This window comes from Microbacterium sp. (assembly GCF_035554235.1).
GTDB lineage: Bacteria > Actinomycetota > Actinomycetes > Actinomycetales > Microbacteriaceae > Microbacterium.
In genome coordinates this window covers 1-19,320 of record NZ_DATMIO010000190.1, presented here as the reverse complement: position 1 = coordinate 19,320, position 19,320 = coordinate 1, and the positions used below count along the sequence as shown (strand labels likewise).

Here is a 19,320-nt window from a genome sequence, read left to right as displayed (position 1 = left end):
GGGTCAGCGCACCGGTCGCCTCCGTCCCCCGGAGGCGACCGGTCGCACACCCCCTTTGCAACACCACTTCGAAAGGACTTCGATCAGTGTCTAAGACCGCGAATGTCACCGCCGACCCCCAGGCCGCTCTGCGCCTGCTCACCGGCTACTCCCTCGAAATGACCGGCAAGGATGTTCCCGGTCTTATCGAGGCCAAGGACACGATCCCCGCCGGCACGAAGATCAACGTCACGTTCCTGGGCAACGAAGATCTTGAGATGCGCGTCGCCGCAGCCAAGGCCGTGCGCGAGAACGGCTTCGTGCCGGTGCCGCACATCTCGGCCCGTCGGCTGGGCTCGCGCGCGCAGCTCGAAGAGTTCCTCTCCCGCCTGCAGGATGTCGGCGCCACCGACAGCGTGTTCGTCGTCGGCGGCGACCCCGCCACGCCGGAAGGCCCCTACAAGGACTCCTACGAGGTCATCTTCACGGGGCTGCTTCAGGACTACGGCGTCAAGGAAGTCTCGATCGCGGGCTATCCCGAGGGACACCCGGACATCTCCGACGAGGTGCTCTGGCGAGCACTCGAAGAGAAGTCGCTCTCCCTTTCGCAGCAGGGCCTCGACGCCACGATCCTCACGCAGTTCGCCTTCGACACCGACCCGGTGCTGAACTGGATCGAGGCCGTTCGCGCGCGGGGCATCGACAGCACGATCCGGGTTGGCACACCCGGGCCGGCCGGAATCAAGCGGCTGCTGGGTTTCGCCCGCCGGTTCGGCATCGGCGCCAACGCGACGATCGTGAAGAAGTACGGCTTTTCGCTGACCAACCTGATGGGCACCGCCGGGCCGGATAGATTCGTCACCGACCTGTCGGCACTTCTCGCGCAGCATCCTGCCGCGGGGAATGTCGATCTGCACTTCTACACATTCGGCGGACTGCTGGCCACTTCGGAGTGGGCGCGCGGATACGCCGCCGCCCTGAGCTGACCCGGGCCGGAGGGGAAACACCGATGACACTGCACAACGAAGCCTTGCGCGATCATGCCTGCCTGATCGTGCACGGCCCGGACCAGCCGGGGATCGTGTCCGCTGTGACGGCGCTGATCACCCGCAACAAGGGCAACATCGTCGCACTCGATCAGTACTCAGACGATGCGAACGGCGGCGCGTTCTTTCAGCGGGTCGTGTTCCACCGCCTCGATCTCGCCGCGGCCATCTCCGCCATCGAGGACGATCTCGCACAGACGCTCACCGCGCTCGGGCTCGAGTGGACCCTCACCGACCAGTCGGTCCCCAAGCGCATGGCGATCCTGGCGTCGACCTCCGACCACTGCCTGCTCGACCTGCTCTGGCGTCACCGCCGCGGCGAGCTGCCGGTCAGCATCCCGATGGTGATCTCGAACCACACGAACACGGCCGAAGACGTCCGCTCCTTCGGCATCCCGTTCTTCCACGTCCCCTCGCAGGGGCCCGACAAATCCGCCGCCGAGGCGGAGATCGTGAAGCTGCTCGCGGGCAACGTCGACTTCGTCGTGCTCGCCCGGTACATGCAGATCCTCTCGCCCGAGTTCCTCGACGACATCGGCGTCCCCGTTATCAACATCCACCACTCCTTCCTGCCGGCCTTCATCGGCGCGGCGCCGTACCGGAAGGCGAAGGAGCGCGGCGTGAAGCTGATCGGCGCGACCTCGCACTACGTGACGAAGGACCTCGATGAGGGCCCGATCATCGAGCAGGACGTCGCCCGCGTCGACCACGCGCACTCCGCCGCAGACCTCCAGGCCCGCGGCGCCTACGTCGAGCGCGCGGTGCTCTCGAGCGCGGTGCAGTGGCACGCCCAGGATCGCGTGATCCGACACGGCAACCAGACCATCGTCTTCTGACGGGGAACCGCCTTCTGGCAGGCACCGCGTTCTGGCGGGGCACCGCCTTCTGACCGGGTGGGATCCTGATCCGTCCGCAGCCCGTCCGAGTCGGTAAGGCTTCACGTATGCGCGCCTGTTCATACATACGTATGTACACTTACGGGATGAACGAAACGAGCACACACCAGCAAGGGGAGTCGGCGGCGCCACGCCCACGCATCTGGGCGATACTCGCGCTCGCGATCGCACTCGAGGTGTCGGCGACGCTCGCCCTCCGCGCGGCACTGGATAATCCGTGGTGGTGGGTGGTCACAGCGGCGGGATATCTCGGTGCCTTGGCCGCGCTCGCGGTGATTCTCCGCCGCGGTGGGGCGATCGGATCCGTGTACGGCATCTGGGCCGCGTGCGGGGTCGCGCTCACGGCCCTCCTGGCCGCGCTTCTGTTCGGCGACGCGCTGACCGCCCCGATGCTGGTCGGAATCGTCATCGTGATGGGCGGCGTGATGCTCGTCGAGACCGGACGAGCCCCGTCGGCCCGGCCTGAGCGCTCCGCGGCAGAGGTCGAACGATGATGTGGCTCGCCCTTGCGGGCGCGATCGTTGCCGAGGTCGTCGCAACCCTCAGCCTTCGCGCGTCCGACGGGCTGCGCAAGCGGATCTGGATCCTCCCGCTGCTGATCTGCTACCCGGCGGCCTTCATCCTGCTCACGTCGAGCCTCCATGCCGGCATGCCGATCGGCGTGGCGTACGGGATCTGGGCGGCCTCGGGAGTGGCGCTCACGGCCGTCGGCGCGCGAGTGGTCTTCAAGGAACCGCTCACTCGCCGCATGATCGTCGGGATCATCGCCATCGCCGTCGGCGTGCTGTTCATCGAACTCGGGACGGCGCATTAGTCGGGCCCTGCTGAGTTTCGATCGTGCGCGCGGACACTATCGTGAAATGACGACATCGACGCCAGGGGTGCACTCACCATGAACCAACGCGACAAGCTCCTCGCAGGCGCGCTGCAGTGCCTGCGTGAGAAGGGCTACGCCGCCACGACGGCGCGCGACATCGCCGCGGCCTCGGGCGCAAACCTCGCCTCGATCGGCTATCACTTCGGTTCCAAGGACGCGCTGATGAGCCTCGCCTCCCTTCAAGGGGTCTCCGATTGGGGGGATGCTGTCGCCGAGGCCGCCGCGGCGATCCCGGATCTCGACACACCGGCGCTCCGCGTGGCCGCATTCCTCTCCGGCCTGCGAGCGGATTTCCCCGCGGCGCGCCCCGTGCTCAGCGGCCTGGTCGAGAGCCACGCGCGCGCCCAGTTCGACCCCGACATCCGCGAGGCCTTGGCCGCCAACGCCCGCGAGGGGCATCAGCTTCTCGCTGCCGTGGCCCTCGGCATCCCCTACGACGCCGTCACCGACGCAGAGGCCGCAACCGTCGGGGTCACGTACTACGCGCTGATCGCCGGCTTCGTGCTCCAGGAGCTCATCGCACCGCAGTCCACCCCCGACGCCCCCGACGTTGTCAACGCGCTCGCACTCGTCGCGGCGAGCTGACAGGAGATTGACCGTGCCGAAGAGCGAACCGCGGCAGCGCTCGACGCGTGCCGGGCGCTGGGACTACCTCGTCACGGCCGTCGAGATCGCGATCGTCGCGGCGTCGGTCGTGTACGTCGCAACGAGCAGCTTCATCGCCCTCATCGCCTGGGAGGCGATCGCGGCGGTCTACCTGCTGGCGGGGTTCCTGATCGCGCGACGACGGTCGATCGATGGCGCGCCCGCGGCCGGCCGGACGGGTGTGCTCGACACGCTCTCGTGGGTGCTGCCGTTCGCCGCGAGCCTGGTGGGCATCAACTCGGCGATACTGTTCCTGCTCAATCGCGGGAGCGCGGCGTTCCGGGACGACCAGGCTCTCGTGATCGCGGTGGCCGCGGCATCCGGAATCGTCATCTCGTGGTTGCTGCTGCACACGGGCTTCGCCCAGATGTACCAGATGATGCACGATCGCGAGCCCGACGTGCCCGGCCTGGTCTTCCCCTCGAAGGAGGCGCCGCACCTGGTCGACTATCTGTACTTCTCCTTCACCATCGGCGCGTCGTTCGCCACATCGGATGTCTCCGTCGTCTCGACGCGTATGCGCTGGACGGTTCTGGGGCACAGCATCCTGAGCTTCTTCTACAACGCCCTGGTGGTGGCGCTCGCGATCCAGATCCTGCAGCAGCTCAGCTAGCAGCAGCCTTCGGGCAGCGCATGACTTGACACGGCGGCAAATGTTGCGATTCTTGCGGTGTCAGGGAACGGAATGAACACGTCTTCCTTCGTATGATGAACAGGACGTTTCGTAACCCGTGAAAGGCGTGCCATGGAGATTGCCGAGAGCCGCACCGGCCCCCGGATCAGCGATCAGCGCACGCGTGCGGCCTATTTCGTCTCCGACAGCACCGGCATCACGGCCGAGACGCTGGGCAGCGCACTGCTGGCGAACTTTCCGGGAGTGACCTTTCAGCGCCACACGATCCCGTTCGTGGACACCGCAGCCGGCGCGCAGAACGTGATCCTCGAGATTCAGCGCGCGGCGCGCGATGGTGGTGAGCCGATCGTCTTCGCGACGGTGAAGTCCGCGGCGATCCTGCGGGAGTTCGACGCCACGGGTGCCGTGGTGATCGACCTGCTGGGCGGGCATCTGCGTGAGCTGGAGGCCGCACTGGGCAGCACCGCGTCGGAGCAGCTCGGTCAGTATCACGGGGTGGGAGACCTCGAGCGCTACTTCGCGCGGATGCGGGCCGTGGAGTATGCGATCGAGCACGACGACGGTCAGAGCATGCGGGCGCTGGATATCGCGGACGTGATCATCATCGCTCCGTCCCGGTGCGGGAAGACGCCGACCACGATGTACCTGGCGCTGCAGTACGGACTCCTGGTCGCGAACTATCCGCTGACCGATGACGATTTCCCCTCCGACGGCCTGCCGGCCACGGTGTCGCGATACGTCGACAAGTGCTTCGGCTTGACCACGACCCCGCTCCGCCTGAGCCAGGTGCGCCATGAGCGACGTCCGAGCTCGACGTACTCGAGCCTTGCCCAGTGCACGCTCGAACTCCGCCGCGCCGAAGACCTGTATCGCCGCAACCGCGTGCCCTTCCTGAACTCCTCGACGAAGTCGGTCGAGGAGATGTCGGCCGTGATCATGCAGTCGATGCGACTGCGCAGCTGATCCATCGCATCTGTGACCACAACATCCACGCGCACAACGCACACAACGCACACAACGACGGGAGATCCCATGACGAACATCCTCTGGTTCCACGAGATCGGCATGGCCGATATCCCCCACGTGGGGGGCAAGAACGCCTCGCTGGGCGAGATGATCTCGAATCTGTCCGACGCGGGAGTCCGCGTTCCCGGAGGGTTCGCGACGACGGCCGACGCGTACCGGGACTTCCTGAACGCGGATGGGCTGTACCAGCGCATCCGGACGACGGTGGAGGCGCTCGATGTGACCGACGTCGCCGAACTCGCCCGGGTCGGCGCGAACGTGCGCGAGTGGATCGAGCAGCAGCCGCTGCCGGCGCAGTTCGAGGCCGACATCCGCTCGGCGTACGCGACGCTCGTCGAGCGCGATCCGCAACCCGAGTCGGTGTCGTGGGCGGTGCGCTCCAGCGCGACCGCCGAGGATCTGCCGGATGCGTCGTTCGCGGGCCAGCAGGAGACGTTCCTGAACATCAGCGGAATCGAGAACATCCTCGCCGCGATCCGCAGCGTCTTCGCCTCGCTGTACAACGACCGCGCGATCGCGTACCGCGTGCACCACGGGTTCGACCACCACGACGTCGCGCTCTCCGCGGGAATCCAGCGGATGGTCCGCTCGGATGTCGGCGCGTCCGGTGTGCTGTTCACCATCGACACCGAGTCCGGATTCGATCGTGCCGTCTTCGTCACCAGTTCGTACGGCCTCGGCGAGGCAGTCGTTCAGGGCGCGGTGAACCCCGACGAGTTCTACGCGTACAAGCCCGCCCTGCGGGACGGGCGGCCCGCGATTCTCAAGCGCTCGGTCGGGGAGAAGGCGATCAAGATGGTCTACGCCGATGGGACCCAGGCCGGGGCGAGCACCGTCTTCACCGACGTTCCGGTGGCCGAGCGCGCGCGCTTCAGCATCAGCGATGCCGAGGTCGAAGAGCTCGGCCGGCAGGCGCTGATCATCGAGGACCACTACGGGCGGCCGATGGACATCGAGTGGGGCAAGGACGGCCTCGACGGCAAGCTCTACATTCTGCAGGCTCGCCCGGAGACCGTCGTCTCCCGCGCCGATGGGAACGTCACGCGCCGGTTCGTGCTCGAAGAGCCCGGCACGGTGATCACGATCGGTCGGGCGATCGGGCAGAAGATCGGTGCCGGCCCGGTGCGGGTGATGACCTCCCTCGCGCAGATGGACACGTTCCGCGCGGGTGACGTGCTGGTGGCCGATATGACGGATCCCGACTGGGAGCCGATCATGAAGCTCGCCTCCGCGATCGTCACCAACCGCGGGGGGCGCACGTGCCACGCCGCCATCATCGCCCGAGAACTCGGCATCCCCGCCGTGGTCGGCACCGGGGATGCGACCCTCGCGCTGCAGGACGGCCGGGAGGTCACGGTGTCGTGCGCCGAGGGCGACAACGGCTTCGTGTACGAGGGCATCCTCAGGTTCGAAGAGCTCGTCACGCGCCTCGACGAGATGCCGGTGAGCCCGACGAAGATCATGCTCAACGTCGGAACCCCCGACCAGGCCTTCGCGTTCTCGAAGCTCCCCAACAAGGGCGTGGGCCTCGCGAGGCTCGAGTTCGTCATCAACCGGCAGATCGGCATCCACCCCCGCGCTCTCCTGGAACATGACAGCCTCCCCGCCGAGCTGCACGACGAGATCGCCCAGCGCATCGCCGCCTACCCCTCACCCCGCGACTACTTCGTGAAACGCGTCGCCGAAGGGGTCTCGATGATCGCCGCCGCGTTCGCACCCGAACCCGTGATCGTTCGGCTGTCGGATTTCAAATCCAACGAATACGCGAACCTCATCGGTGGCGAGACGTACGAGCCTCATGAGGAGAACCCGATGCTCGGCTACCGCGGCGCCTCTCGGTACATCTCGCCGGATTTCCGCGCGTGCTTCGACATGGAATGCGAGGCCCTGAAGTTCGTCCGCGACGAGATGGGTCTCACGAACGTCGAGATCATGGTGCCGTTCGTGCGCACCGTCGGTGAAGCACACGCCGTCATCGAGCTGCTGGCCGAGAACGGGCTTCGGCGCGGCGAGAACGGGCTGCGGGTCATCATGATGTGCGAGCTGCCGTCCAACGCCGTCTTGGCCGACGAGTTCCTGGAGTACTTCGACGGCTTCTCGATCGGCTCCAACGACATGACGCAACTCACCCTCGGTCTGGACCGCGACTCCGGCCTCGTCGCCGCCACCTTCGATGAGCGCGACCCCGCGGTTCTCAAGATGCTCTCGCTCGCCATCGATGCGTGCCGCCGCGCCGGCAAGTACGTCGGCATCTGCGGTCAGGGGCCCAGCGACCACCCCGACCTCGCCGAATGGCTCGTCGCGCAGGGGATCGAATCCATGTCGCTCAACCCGGACACCGTCGTGGAAACCTGGCTGCGGCTCGCCAAGGGGGCGCCTCAGCTGGTGCGGTCGTAGGCGGCGGCGAGTCGCGGAGGCGTTACGTCAGCGGCTGATCCGGCCGGTGCGGCAGAACGCGTTGATCGCGGATGCCACCGCGCGCGGCGCGGTGTGCTGCACGACGTGACGGTGTCGCGGCACGATGACCAGCGATCCCGTCGCTGCGGCGTCGCGAACCCGTCGCGCCCAGTCCATCCCGGCGATCGGGTCGCTCCCTCCTCGAATCACGAGGAGCGGGAGCGGGAGGGACGCCACCTTCTCCTCCAGGGGGTAGCTCAGCATGTGCCGGAGCTGCTTGGTGTACCAGATGGGGCCGCAGCGGAGGTAGTCGGTGAACACGAGCGCATTGACTTCCGGGGGCTCGCCGAGCGTGTCGCGGGCCAGCGCTGCTGTCTGGGCGAGCATCGAACGGTGCTCGCTGTCGGTGACGGGGCCGATGGCCACGACGCACATCGCCAGCGCCGGGCGCTGCACCGCGAGTTCGACGACCCATTGCGACCCCATCGAATGACCGATGAGCACCGCGCCCTGCACGCCGATTTCGGTCAGTGCCTCGCCCAGCGCCCGCGCCATCGCCGGCACGGTCAGCGACAGGGGAGGTTTGGGCAGCCCACCGAATCCCGGCAGGTCGACGGAGTGCACATCGCCGGTCTGGGCGAGCTGCTCGTGCAGGCGCGCGCTGTACCGATGCGACACGCCGATGCCGTGCACGATCACGTATGTGGCGCCACGAGAATCGGGCGATCGAAGGGATGAGAGAACGCGGAAGACGAGCCCGTCGACGCGCACCGTTCGCCTCTGGGGGGTCAGCCTGTGCGGCACGCCGCGACCTCGCCCGCCCTCAACGGGTCACCGTTGCGTCAGGCGGACGCATGGCCGCGATGGGCGTCTTCGACCGCGCGCGACTGAAGCTGCATGATGGCGATCGCCTCGTGCACGCTGCCGACCTGAGCCTCGATGTCGCCGTAGTGGTGGAGGAAGCCGTTGGCATCGCGGACCGTGATCGTCACGAGCGCGTAGCCGTGGCGCGGCAGCCTGACGTTGGACGGATTAGGTCGTGTGCCCACTGGTGAGTTCCCCTCTTCGGAATGCGAACCTACAACGATCCGCCGACAGCCGATGCGAAACACGCCGCCCCGGCGAGCGACTCTAGAGGTAGACCTCATCCGCGAAGATGAGCCGCTGCTCCCACTGCGGCGCGGGACCGGCGATCCCGACGGCCTGCCCCGCCTTCGGGTCGCCCGGAAAGCGTTCCCACTCCTCGACGGTGACGCGCCACGTCGAGGCGGCAGGCCCTGGGCGGCGGAGCGGGATCGGGTCGGGCGCCGACAGCCCCGCGCCCCACGCCGCCAGATGCTCGGCCTGCTGGTATGCGAGCAGATCGAGCTGCGTCGTGTCGCGCGTGATCCAGCCCAGGTCGCCGCCCAGCTCGGGATCTGCTTCCTGCAGCCGCGCGACCAGCACGCGGTTGAGGGCGATGGACTGCACGTCCGTCTCGCCCCGGAGCTGGACCGGCCGGTGCGTCACCGGGCCGGTGACGACGACGCGCACGCCGCGCTCATCGAGGCGGCTCACGGTGGTCGCGCGCTCGGGCGGCACCTGCACGAAGTCGCACAGCACCGGCGCCGAGAGCTCGGCGTTCGTGATGCTGGCAGGCTGATACCTCGCGACGGCGAGCCGGATGAACGGCCAGATCACCACCCCCGGGTTGAGCGCGACATCCACGAACCACTTCCGTCGCTCCTCGCTGTATTGCGGACGATACCCGAGCACGCTCGCGCGGTAGGTGCGCTCGGTGTCGATGCCCGTCGGCAGCAGCAGGTTGACGCCTCGAGCGACCGGCTCCCCGGGCTGCCATACGTCATCGGAGCCCTCGGCACGCCAGAAGTCGATGAGGTTGAGCGGCGGCATGTGCGGGTCATCGAACGAGTTGCCGACCCAGATGGGGTCCTGCGCCCAGAGGGAGTAGCCACCGGGTCCGGGCTGCGCGCCGGAGAGCACGAGAACGCCGAGCAGCTCGTCCTGACCGGATGAGAACCACGGACGTTCGAGGTAGATGCGCACGCCCGCGCGCCGGGTGTGGCGCTCGGCGATGGGCTGACCCGGCTGGACGGTCCCGGCATCCGGTGTCGGCTCCTCTGAGAGCGTCGGGTCGTCATGCGACCAGCGGAACAGCGGCACCACCGAATGCACGACGGGCGGCTGCGGCCGGGCGGATGACGGCACCGACACCCGGAGCACGTCGCTCACCGTGCTCGCCCCATCGTCGAATGGCGCGGCGCCCTCGCCCGGGGTGAGCTGCGCCGGCGGGAAGTACTCCCGGAACCGCGTGGAGGCCCGCAGCCGGTACTCGATCACGCGGTGCTTCGTGTCGGCGAAGTCATGCCGTACGCCGTGGATGCGGATCGACGGATCGGCGGGCCAGTCGAGGTCGCCCTGCGGCAGCTGCGGGAAGAGGATGCCGAGCCGCTCGTGCGGCGCGACCCGCGTCGTGAACGCGGCGCCGCGGCTGGGCGTCGCCGACCACATGGCCTGGGCGAGATCGTCCGTGTACTCGGTCCAGGATGCCTCGGCGGTGAGCTGCTCCGTGCTCGCACCGTGCAGGTGCACACCGCCCCAGAGGTAGGTGAACGTCGCGTTCGGGGGACGCAGGGCACGGACATTGACCGCGCGAGGAGCCGCGACCGGACGCGGCGTCGCGTGGACGAGAAGCACGTTCTCTTTCGGCGTGATCGACCAGAGGTAACCGTCCCGCGCGGCCTCGCGGATGAGCGGGTGACTCTGGATGACCTGCGGCCACGACCGCCACATGCCGAGAACCTTGAGGGCGACGGGCGCGAGGCAGCTCGACAGGCGGAAGCGCTGCGTCGTGCCGGCGGGAAGCGAGATGTCGATGACACGCTCCGCGACGTCGACGCGCGGGGTCTCGCCGCCGGTCAGCGTGAGCCGGAAAGGGCGGACGCGGGGCCAGCCCTCCTCGTCGACGGAGTAGTCGGCCGTGAACCCCTCGATGCCGAAGGGCAGGGGAAGCGCGGGGGTGATCGACGCATCGGGGAACACGATGGACACGCCGCGGGCGAGCGGGTCGGGCAGGTACGGCAGCACGAGGTCATCGACGTCGTGCACGACGTACTGTCCGGCCGGGGGCGCCTCGCCCTGCGGGATCGGCAGGGTCACGACGTCGCCGGGCGCGACGGAGTCGTCGTGCACGAGCGAGACCCCCGGAACGGCGTCGCGGTCGCCGGGGTTCTCGAGGTCGGCGACGTCGAGGTCGTACAGCGTGCCGTTCTCGCGGAGCGCCGCGGCGAGGGCGCGGCGCACGCCGGCGGGGCCTTCGGCCACCATCGCGTCGAACGCCTCGTGCTGCTCGGCCTGCAGCTGGCTGACCTTGGGCGGTACGAGGTGGCGCTCGGCCGTGGCCTGGAACGCGGTGCCGGGATCGGCCGCGGTCACGGCGGAGAGGAACGCCTCGGGATCGGTCAGGGTGACCTCGAGCGTCGCCGGATCCTGCGTCACACCGCTGCGGATGACGAGCACGCGCTGCGACTCGCCCTCGCTGTAGCGAGCGCGGGCGACGAGTGTCGGCGGCGGGACCGGATCCCAGCGCAGGTAGGGGCGCAGCTCGCTCACCGTCTTGAGTGCGAAGGCGACACCGGGCACCGAGATGCCGGGCGCGAGGTCGCCGACGAGCGCGCCCAGCTGCGCACCGACCACGTTCGTGTACGCCGCCGGCTCGGTGGCGACCGTCGCCGTGAACGCGGACGCGTCGGCCGGGGTGTTCGCCGCCGCCTGCGCGAACGACGAGCGGACGGTCTCGGCGACGACGTTCGCACGAGAAGCGGTGGATGCCGCGGCCAGCGCGTCGGCGACGCCCTCGGTGACCTCGCCGGAGGTCAGCGCCGCGTTGCCGAGCGCGGCCCGGATCTCGCTGCGCAGCCTGGCCTGGTCGGATCGGCTGAGCACGGGCGGTCGCTGCGCCGGCAGCACCTCGATGGGACTCGCCAGCTGCCGGGCGGCGGCGCGCTCGAGCCCCGAGCCCAGGCCCTTGAGGCGCGACAGCCCTGCCGCGCGGGCGCGGGCGGCGACGTCCTTCGCCAGCTGAGTGCCCAGGGCCTTCTCGACGTCGCCCCGCACCCGGTCGGGCAGCACGAACGGACGGTTCAGCCCGCCGTCGTCGATGCCGCGCCGGGCGTGCGCCCCGAAGGCGACACCGCGTCGGCCCGCCCCGCCCAGCACATCCCCGCCGCCCACCGCCGGGGCGGGCGGAAGGGGCGCGGGCCGCACGTTGCCTGCGAGGTCGACGAGCCACGCGCGGAACGCGTAGTCCCGGCCGTAGCGCAGCCGCGGCAGCGTGTTCGGCACGAGGGTGTTCGCGAATGAGACGGGGTGCGTGGCTCCGGCATCCGGCGCCGTCGGCGGGTCCTCCGGACTCTCCGCCGAGACATCGGCGGGCAGCCGCTTGCCCGGCTTCGGCACCGAGAGGCTCCATCCCTCCCACCCGAACATCGCCTCGTGGACGTTGATCGGCGGCTCCGGGGTCGCCGTGGTCGGCGGGCTCTGCTCGGCCGGTGCCGACTGAATGAAGCCGTGGCCGTCGCCCAGGTCGAGCGGGGCGGCGAGGCCCTCCACGCTCGCCCGGGTGTGCCGGGCGTGGAGCGAGCGCCATACCTTGACCGTGTCGTCCCACACCTCGACGCGCATGCCCCGCGCGACATCCTCGGTCAGAAGTTCGGGCGCGGCGCCGGCGACCCCCGCGGCGAGCGAGGCCTCGAGGGTCTTCTGCCGGCCGATCCTGTCGTAGAGCGTGGCCCCCTGGCCCTTGCGCGACACGGTGAACCCGGTCGAGCGCAACGCGGGAGTCGCGGCATCCACCGGCTCGATGTTCGCCTGGCTGACGAGCAGCCGCGGCAGCACGCGCAGGAACTGCTCGGTCTTCAGCGCGGTGCCGTCGGCATCGGCATCCAGCACGGCGAAGCGGTCCACGTCGCCGATCGTGAGCGCACCCTGCGACCAGTCCGCGGTCGCCGGCACGGTGACGAGCGCCCCGTCGGCGGTCGCCTCGCAGCGCACGCGCGGCGCGGCCCCCACGACGCTCAGCCGGTCGGTGCCCGCCGAGACGACTGCGCGCAGCCAGCGCGATTTCTTGAGGCGCGTGGGGTCGGTCACCACGAGGTCGAGAACGAGCCCCAGCATCCGGAGCATACCGGGGTGATCACCGACCGAGGCGACGCGCTCATGGAACTCGGGCTTCGGAGGATCCAGCGCGGGCGGCGGTGGACCGTCCGGGGTCGCGCGGTAGTCGGTCTTCGACTCCGGGCGATCGTAGTACCGCCGCGCCTGGTGCAGCAGCGCGAGGGTCGTCAGCATAGAATCGGCGCCGTCGTCGAAGGGCAGGGGTGTGATCCCCGCCCTGTCGCTGCCCTCGCCGATGAGCCGGTCGAGGCTCTCGGTGAGGCGCACGTCGTCGATGCGTCCGGGCCCGAGGCGGCCCGAGAGGGCTTTGAGCTCGCGCAGCGTGGCCAGCAGGCCGGGGGTCAGGAGGTTCGTCGAGGGGAGCGGCGGCTCGACCGGCGAACCCATCGCGCTCAGCAGGCCGACGACCTTGCCGAGGTCGTGCACCCGCTGCGCATCGAACGAGCGCCAGTGCCGCTGCCGCCACTCCGGCACGGCGTTGACCCCGACGGGGGTGTCCGCCGGGAACAGTGCGTCCCACACGTCCGGGCGCAACGGGTCGAGCACGGGCACGCACTCGATGACGCCGGCCTGATCGGAGAGCTCGACCTTTCCGTTCGCGAGCAGTGCCTTCGTCCAATGCGGCATCACCTCGAAACCCGAGAGCGGCACGCCCGCGGCATCCGGAGTCAGCTTGGGAGTGACGAACACCGAGACGTGGAAGTCCTCCCCGGCGCGGGCGGAGTACGGCAGGGCGAGCGCGATGATGTGTTCGGTGGCCATGTCACACCGCCTCCTCGAGCGCGAAGGCCCTCCAATAGTCGTCCCACGCCGGGGCCGTCTTATCGGGCAGCAGGTACTGGTCGGCGAGGCTCGGGTCGCCCTTCGAGCCGGCGAACTGCTTCGTGCACTCGATCGTGACGCTTCCGGAGAAGCACAGCACCGACACTTCGATCGTCAGTCGCGCGGTGCCGATCATCTTGCCCGAGTCGAAGTGGTAGGTCAGCTCCAGGTAGAGCTCGATGGAGGCCGAGATCAGGCCCAGCACGTCGACCTCGCCGCGCAGCCGGAAATATCCCGTGAGCTGGCCCTTCTCGGCCTCGAGCCGCATATAGATGCCCACCGTGGCCGAGATCGATCCCGACGCCACGCCGAAGTCCACCGCGAGCATGACGCCCGCCTCGAGCCCGAGCTCGAGCACGTCGAGTCCCTTGGGGGTGAGGCGGATGCCGAACCAGCCGCCGCCGCCGATGCACATGACCGACAGGTTGAAGGGGCGCTCGCGGGTGCAGAAGTCGAAGCCGAAGCTGATCGACTTGCCGAGGAACGGCACCTGCACGTCGGCGCCGAGCGAGATGTTCGACAGGTTGAACACGCCGACCGACACGCTGGGGATGGGCAGCGTGAATCCGGCCCGCAGGCCGGTCGTGTCGACCTCGAGGAAGGGCGGATCGGAGAACCCGTCGAAGGGGATGAACTCCTTCAGCACCTCGACGAAGCTCAGCACGCCGAGGAACGTGATCTCGCCGAGCACGACGTCGACCTCGGCCTTGCCGTCGGTGCCGGCGATGAACGCCATGTGCTCGAACGGGATCCGCACGAGCGGCGCCGCGTCTTCGTCCTCCTTGCCGAACAGGTGCAGCGTCAGGCCGCGCAGCTCGGCCATCGCCCGCACCGATGCCTCGCCCTGCCCGGAGACGCGGCCCTCGACCGAGATGACGAACCCGTTCTCGGGCAGCGAGATGAGCGTGATGTCCTGGGCGGGCCAGCGGGTGAAGAGCTTCGGGGTCCACTCGTAGCGGTAGGTCGCCTCGACGGTCGCCGGGCTGAAGCTCGACAGGATGCTGCGCAGATCATCGAGCAGGGATGCCGCGTCCGCGGCCGTGCGGATCACCTTTGCCAGAGCGTCGAGCTTCTTGCGCAGCACCGGGGTGAGCTCCGGCGCCCCGGTCGGGATCGTGTCGATGGCCGTCGTGATCGCCGTGAGCACCCCGCCGATGTCGGTGATGCGCTGCTCGATGTCGGCGAGGTCGTCGGGCGGGGCGAGCAGGGCCGGCAGGGCGGCGAGCTGGGCCTCGAGCTGCGCCGCGGCGCCCGCGGCGGCGGCGAGCCGGCCTTCGGCCTCGTGCAGCAGATCGATGAACCGCTGCACGTCGGTGAGCAGCCGCTTGAGCGCATCCATCGTCTCGCTCACGATGTTCGGCATCCCGGTGAGGTCGACGAGTCCGTCGATCAGCTCCCACAGGTCGACGAGGCCGAACAGCTTCGGGATCGCGCCCTTGAAGAACTCCTCGGGATCGAACTGCTGCTGCTCCATGCCCGCGACATCGCCCACGGCGCCCGTCAGTGACGAGAGGCCGCGGATCGGGGCGTCCGGCGTGACGAATCCGCCCGAGCGGTCGGAGCCCGCGTTCGGGGTGCCGAAGGCGATCGTGGGAGGTGCCGGGATGACCGGGTCGGTCGTGTGCTGCAGCGCGGTCTTGGCGTCCGGCAGCAGCACCTTCGCCCACACCTGGCCGGAGTTGCCACCGCCGAAGCCGTCGCTGAGGTAGGTGGGGTTGTAGATGATCGTGGTCGCCGGCACGTTCGACAGGCGCCGCGCGGCATCCACCACCACGTCCGCCGAGCTGAGGTACGGCGTCGACGAGCCGACCGCGGCGCGTCCCCGCCAGCGCATCGTGACGGTCTCGGTGATCGAGTCGCCTTCGGGCGTGCGCGGCGCGTAGGCGACCTTCTGCCCCCACATCGGGATGATCCGGTGGGGGCTCGCGTCGTAGGCGTTCTGCACGTCGGTGAAGAACTGGAAGTGCTCGGCCACCCAGAACAGGGGGGTGCGGAAGTTCTCGTGATGGTTGTCCTTGTCCCACGAGTCGCCGGTGAACTGGAACGGGATGCCGGGATCGTTCGCCGGCGCGCCCGGCACCGCCACGTGCGGCACGAAGAACGTGTCGACCTTTTCGGCCGGGTCGATGATCGGCGGTGTGGTCGAGGGGGAGAAGTCCACGCGGACGTAGGGGTTGTCGCTGCCGTCGTACGAGCGGCTCGGCTCGCTGATCACGAGGAACTTGATCTGGTAGAGGCTCGCGAGTGCGGGATTCGCCGTGACCCTGCGCTCGGTGATCTTGACGAGGGCGCACGCGTGCCCGAAGGGGAAAAGGTAGCCCGGGTAGACGACGCGCACCCACTGGTCGCGACCGAGCGGGGCGATGTGGTCCCAGGCAAGCACCGACGGGATGCCCTTGGCGGAGTATTCCTTCGTGTACCAGGCGCCGTGCAGATCGAGCCACGCCCCGAGCGACGAGAGCCAGAGCTTGTCGACTCCGACGGGCCGCAGCGATTCGGGCTTCTTGATGCCGGTCCACTTCTCGGCCGACTGGCGGACCAGGCGGTGCCGGTCCGCGCGGTTCAGGGAGCCGCGGAACGGCAGATCCTGCGCCGGGGTGGGCGTGCGGAGGGGGTGGTTCGGGTCGGTCATCTCGTTCGCGCGCCACACCGCCTGGGGCACGTCGTCGCGATCGCGGGTCCAGATCGCCCGCACGATGCGGCGTGAGGCGTCGCGCTCGGTGACGGCGTCGCCCGGTCCGGTGACCGCGAGGCGGCTGTGCCAGAGCTCGATGTGCCGCGGAGTGTCGTCGGCCGGGACGGGTGCGTCGGCGTGCGTCCAGCGGCCTTCGCTGCTGGGCGAGATGAGAAGCCGGTACGGCGCCTCGATCGCCGTCTGGTGCGGCGTCGGGCTGCTCGAGTACTTCGGGAAGTCGATGGGCCCGAGAACGGGTCCGCGCCGGATGATGTCGCGGATGACGTTCGGGACGCGTCCCACCGTGCGCCCCTCGGCGCGGACGGCGAGGTTCGCCGAGTCCGTGCGCAGCGCGCGGAGGTTCTCGGAGAACTGCAGCGCCCCGAACACCGAGTCCGGGTCGGGCGGGGGAGTCGCCCGGCGATCGGCGGCGGTCGGCGCGGTGAGCACGATCTCCTCACCCGTGTACCGGGCGACCAGATCGGGGGTGACCCACACGAGCCGACCGGGAGACGTCGACGTGTCGATGCTGCCGCGCACACCGGGAGGTGCCGCGTTCGGGTGGAGCACGGGCGCGAGCTCCCTCATCGCCCGCAGGATGCCTTCACGGGTGAACTCGATGCGGTCGCTCACCCCGATCGCGAAGACGAGCCGGCTGCGTCGCGCGGGCCGGAAGCCCACAGGCACATCCGGCGGCTCGGAGGCGCTCACCCCGACCGGCGTCGTGCCGGCCGGAGGTGGGCCCGGATTCGCGGGGTCCAGCTCGTCGGGCACGCCGTTGGCACCCGCCTCGGTCACGTACTGCGCCTCCTCGTGCGCGTGCTGGAAGGGGAACTCCACGACCATGACGTGGGCGCCCGAACCCTTGCGCTCGACGAAAGGCAGATCGCCCTCCGGGCCGGCGCCCGTGTTTGTGAGCTTGGCGCCGTAGAACCGGACGGTCAGGGCGACCAGATCGCGGGGCCGGATGACGTCGACCGTGAGGTCTGGAGCGCCCACCTCATCCGGGTCGACGATGGCCGCACTCAGCGAGTCGAGGAGTCGCCAGCCCGCATGGAAGCGCTGCGACTGCTCGAAGACGATGCGCCGCGGCGCGGCATCCCATTGTTCCCCGGAGAATGACATGCGAACCCCTCGACCGCTGCGCAGTGGAACCAGAGTTCTCGTCGGGTACTCCGGGAGGGGAGCGGGAACGGGCCCAGGGTACAGGCGGTGGATGCCTCGTGGCTATACCCCGCGAGCCATACGGGCGAGGTGAGACGGGAGTTCACTCTCCGGTAACCCGCGTGTGGGATGGTGCCAGCATGGCGACCGTGGATGCCGCGCACGCATCCGCGCCGGGGGCGGGAGGCGCGCGGCTCGGCGCCGTTCGGATCGCGTGGGCGGATGCCGCCGACGTCGTCGACGCCGTGCGTCCCCTGGCTCTGGCAGGGCTCGCGGTGGGTCAGCTCCGCCGCTACGAGGCGATGGAGGGCGCCCTGGCAGCCCGGTTCCTGGTCGGCCGGTGGCTCTTGGCAGACCTCGTCGCCGAGGTCTGCGACACCGACGACTTCGTGCTCTCCAACCGGTGCGAGCAGTGCGGGGCCGACGACCACGGTGCCCCGAGGGTCTCGGGCGCCGACGCCGTCGTCAGCGTGAGCTACGCGCGTGGGCTGGTGGCGGTCGCCGCCGCGCACCTGGCCGATGCCGCGGCGCTGGGCATCGACATCGAAACGGGAACGCCCGCGGGCCCGCTCACCGAGCTGGCACCCCTGTTCGCACCCGGCGAGCCGCCCGACCTCCGCGGCTGGACCCTCATCGAGGCGGCGCTCAAGGCAGACGGGCGCGGCCTGCGGGTGGCTCCGGCCGCCGTGCGGCTCGGAGCGGACGGGGCGCTGCTCCCGGCCGCGCGCCGAGTTCTGATCGCCGGCCTGGACGACGGGATCGAGGCTGCACCCGCACCCGCACCGGAGGGCTTCGTGCTCAGCGTCGCCGTGCGTTCCGGGGCACGGCCCCGGTGATCGAGACGGGCGTCGGGGGAAGCGCGGGCAGCAGCGTCGCTTGCAGCCACTGGTCGAAGAACGGCCCGAGCGCGAGCCCGCTGAGCTCCTCTGCCAGGGCGACGAAGTCGGCCGTGGTGGCCGTCGCGGCGCGGTAGCGCGACGTCCACGCGCGGATCACCTCGAAGAAGACGGCATCCCCCGCGGTGAGCCGCAGGGCGTGCAGGGTCAGGGCCCCGCGCTTGTAGACCCGGTCATCGAACATGAGGTCGGGGCCGGGGTCGGTGAGCACGATGTCCTGCGCAAGGGCACGCAGGCGCGCGTGATGCGTCAGCGCCTCCTCGTGGGCGCTCGGGCCCCCGGACCGCTCCGACCAGATCCACTCGGCGTAGCACGCGAAGCCTTCGTTCAGCCAGATGTCGCGCCAGAGCGCGGGGCCCACGCTGTTGCCGAACCACTGGTGGGCGAGCTCGTGCGCGATGAGGCGCTCGATGGCGCCGGAGCCGTCGATGTGATTCGCGCCGAAGGTCGCGAGGCCCTGCGCCTCGAGGGGGATCTCGAGGTCGTCGGGGGTGACGACGACGGTGTAGTCCGGCAGGGGGTATGGCCCGAACGCGTCCTCGAAGACCTCCATCATGCTCGCCAGATCCGCGAAGTCGGCGTGCACGCGATCGGCCAGGGGCCACGGATAGTAGATCTCACCGGCAACCGACCCCAGCGCGACCTTCTCGACCGCGTAGCGGCCGACGTGCACGGCGAGGAGGTAGGTCGGCGTGGGGGCGTGCTCGAAGATCCACGTGGTCTTGCCTCCGCGGGAGCTGCGGCCGGTGAAGCCTCCCCCCACGACCGTGTACGCGGAGTCGGTCGTGAAGGCGAGGCGGATCCTGGCCTTGTCGGACGGCACGTCGTTGCAGGGGAACCACGTCGGCGCACCCGTCGGCTGCGATGCCACCAGGGCGCCATCCTCCAGTTCCTCCCAGCCGATCGTTCCCCAGCGGGAGCGGCGAGGGCGCGGTGCACCTGCGTAGGCGACGGTGATCGTGAATCCGTCGCCCGCGGCGAGAGCGGTCCCGAGCGAGACGCGCAGCTTGCGGTCGTTCTGACGGAAGGCCGCCGACCTGTCGCCGTCCACCCGGACGCGGCTGGCCCGGAGGCCCACGAGATCGAGCG

The 19,320-nt window shown here is 69.6% G+C and carries 14 protein-coding genes; 9 read left to right on the top strand and 5 right to left on the bottom strand.

Going from position 1 to position 19,320, the window contains the following annotated elements; genetic code table 11:
• Positions 1 to 158 precede the first annotated feature (158 nt).
• From VNT50_RS09905 to ppsA, 8 genes are all read left to right on the top strand, one after another.
• Positions 159 to 965, top strand: a complete 807-nt coding sequence (locus VNT50_RS09905; protein ID WP_325484963.1) for a methylenetetrahydrofolate reductase — start codon at positions 159 to 161, stop codon at positions 963 to 965.
• 23 nt (positions 966 to 988) lie between these two features.
• A complete protein-coding gene (gene purU, locus VNT50_RS09900) occupies positions 989 to 1,861 on the top strand; it encodes a formyltetrahydrofolate deformylase (RefSeq protein ID WP_325484947.1) in 873 nt (290 codons plus the stop codon).
• Positions 1,862 to 2,007: 146 nt separating this feature from the next.
• The gene (locus tag VNT50_RS09895; protein WP_325484946.1) at positions 2,008 to 2,415 is read left to right on the top strand and encodes an SMR family transporter; all 408 of its coding nucleotides are present in this window, start codon (positions 2,008 to 2,010) and stop codon (positions 2,413 to 2,415) included.
• The gene (locus tag VNT50_RS09890) at positions 2,412 to 2,735 is read left to right on the top strand and encodes a DMT family transporter (protein WP_325484945.1); all 324 of its coding nucleotides are present in this window, start codon (positions 2,412 to 2,414) and stop codon (positions 2,733 to 2,735) included. Before VNT50_RS09895 ends, VNT50_RS09890 begins: the two co-directional genes overlap by 4 nt.
• A 78-nt stretch (positions 2,736 to 2,813) precedes the next feature.
• Complete coding sequence (locus tag VNT50_RS09885; RefSeq protein ID WP_325484944.1) at positions 2,814 to 3,383, top strand: TetR/AcrR family transcriptional regulator; 570 nt, start codon at positions 2,814 to 2,816, stop codon at positions 3,381 to 3,383.
• A gap of 13 nt (positions 3,384 to 3,396) precedes the next feature.
• Positions 3,397 to 4,056 (top strand): DUF1345 domain-containing protein, encoded by a 660-nt coding sequence (locus tag VNT50_RS09880; RefSeq protein WP_325484943.1) that lies wholly within the window; start codon positions 3,397 to 3,399, stop codon positions 4,054 to 4,056.
• Positions 4,057 to 4,188: 132 nt separating this feature from the next.
• Entirely contained in the window at positions 4,189 to 5,040 is an 852-nt protein-coding gene (locus tag VNT50_RS09875; RefSeq protein ID WP_325484942.1) for a pyruvate, water dikinase regulatory protein, read from the top strand.
• 69 nt (positions 5,041 to 5,109) lie between these two features.
• On the top strand, positions 5,110 to 7,500 hold the full coding sequence (gene ppsA, locus VNT50_RS09870; RefSeq protein WP_325484941.1) for a phosphoenolpyruvate synthase: 2,391 nt from the start codon (positions 5,110 to 5,112) through the stop codon (positions 7,498 to 7,500).
• A 27-nt stretch (positions 7,501 to 7,527) separates the two neighbouring features.
• Here the strand turns inward: ppsA and VNT50_RS09865 are convergent, their stop codons facing one another.
• The 4 genes from VNT50_RS09865 to VNT50_RS09850 form a co-directional block, all read right to left on the bottom strand.
• Positions 7,528 to 8,271 (bottom strand): alpha/beta fold hydrolase, encoded by a 744-nt coding sequence (locus VNT50_RS09865; protein WP_325484940.1) that lies wholly within the window; start codon positions 8,269 to 8,271, stop codon positions 7,528 to 7,530.
• Positions 8,272 to 8,342: 71 nt separating this feature from the next.
• Positions 8,343 to 8,549, bottom strand: coding sequence for a hypothetical protein (locus tag VNT50_RS09860; RefSeq protein WP_325484939.1), 207 nt, complete (start codon positions 8,547 to 8,549; stop codon positions 8,343 to 8,345).
• An 82-nt stretch (positions 8,550 to 8,631) separates the two neighbouring features.
• Complete coding sequence (locus VNT50_RS09855) at positions 8,632 to 13,437, bottom strand: hypothetical protein (protein WP_325484938.1); 4,806 nt, start codon at positions 13,435 to 13,437, stop codon at positions 8,632 to 8,634.
• 1 nt (position 13,438) lies between these two features.
• The gene (locus VNT50_RS09850; protein ID WP_325484937.1) at positions 13,439 to 17,296 is read right to left on the bottom strand and encodes a hypothetical protein; all 3,858 of its coding nucleotides are present in this window, start codon (positions 17,294 to 17,296) and stop codon (positions 13,439 to 13,441) included.
• Positions 17,297 to 17,475: 179 nt separating this feature from the next.
• Here VNT50_RS09850 and VNT50_RS09845 point away from each other — a divergent pair, with 179 nt between their 5' ends.
• Positions 17,476 to 18,171: a 4'-phosphopantetheinyl transferase family protein gene (locus VNT50_RS09845; protein WP_325484936.1), complete on the top strand. Its 696-nt coding sequence runs from the start codon at positions 17,476 to 17,478 to the stop codon at positions 18,169 to 18,171.
• On the opposite strand, the gene VNT50_RS09840 is transcribed toward VNT50_RS09845, so the two are convergent.
• A partial coding sequence (locus VNT50_RS09840; protein WP_325484935.1) for a M1 family metallopeptidase occupies positions 18,134 to 19,320 on the bottom strand: 1,187 nt, incomplete at its 5' end. The genes VNT50_RS09845 and VNT50_RS09840 overlap by 38 nt on opposite strands.

Bases quoted from the DNA above. Each gene is read 5' to 3' on its own strand.
- VNT50_RS09905 (WP_325484963.1), top strand. From the start codon at position 159: ATGACCGGCAAGGATGTTCCCGGTCTTATCGAGGCCAAGGACACGATC.
- purU (WP_325484947.1), top strand. From the start codon at position 989: ATGACACTGCACAACGAAGCCTTGCGCGATCATGCCTGCCTGATCGTG.
- VNT50_RS09895 (WP_325484946.1), top strand. From the start codon at position 2,008: ATGAACGAAACGAGCACACACCAGCAAGGGGAGTCGGCGGCGCCACGC.
- VNT50_RS09890 (WP_325484945.1), top strand. From the start codon at position 2,412: ATGATGTGGCTCGCCCTTGCGGGCGCGATCGTTGCCGAGGTCGTCGCA.
- VNT50_RS09885 (WP_325484944.1), top strand. From the start codon at position 2,814: ATGAACCAACGCGACAAGCTCCTCGCAGGCGCGCTGCAGTGCCTGCGT.
- VNT50_RS09875 (WP_325484942.1), top strand. From the start codon at position 4,189: ATGGAGATTGCCGAGAGCCGCACCGGCCCCCGGATCAGCGATCAGCGC.
- ppsA (WP_325484941.1), top strand. From the start codon at position 5,110: ATGACGAACATCCTCTGGTTCCACGAGATCGGCATGGCCGATATCCCC.
- VNT50_RS09855 (WP_325484938.1), bottom strand. From the start codon at position 13,437: ATGGCCACCGAACACATCATCGCGCTCGCCCTGCCGTACTCCGCCCGC.
- VNT50_RS09850 (WP_325484937.1), bottom strand. From the start codon at position 17,296: ATGTCATTCTCCGGGGAACAATGGGATGCCGCGCCGCGGCGCATCGTC.
- VNT50_RS09845 (WP_325484936.1), top strand. From the start codon at position 17,476: ATGGCGACCGTGGATGCCGCGCACGCATCCGCGCCGGGGGCGGGAGGC.